This window comes from Robertmurraya sp. DFI.2.37 (genome assembly GCF_029211245.1).
Classification (GTDB): Bacteria; Bacillota; Bacilli; order Bacillales; family Cytobacillaceae; genus Robertmurraya; species Robertmurraya methanolica_A.
On record NZ_JARGEJ010000798.1, the window covers coordinates 1 to 291 of the forward strand.

General features: G+C 33.0%; 1 protein-coding gene. It reads left to right on the forward strand.

Translation table 11 applies throughout. The annotated features are described in order from the left end of the window. A partial coding sequence (locus PZE06_RS28690; protein ID WP_275792497.1) for a dihydrofolate reductase family protein occupies positions 1-291 on the forward strand: 291 nt, incomplete at both ends.

Here is a 291-nt window from a genome sequence, read left to right on the forward strand (position 1 = left end):
TAAATTTACAACTTATGTATTAACACATAAAGAGTGCAATTCTTCCCAACAAATTCATTTTACAAGTGAAAATCCTGTTTTATTATTGGAACGGCTAAAACAAGAAGCAGGAAAGGATATTTGGATTTGTGGCGGAGCAAATCTTGTTCAGCAGTTGGTAAGCAAAAATATGATTGATAAATATTACATTTCTGTTATTCCTACTCTGTTAGGAAATGGGGTTCGTCTTTTGGGCAACATAGACAGGGAAATAAAGTTAAGGCTTTGTAAAACACAGACTTATAACGGAAT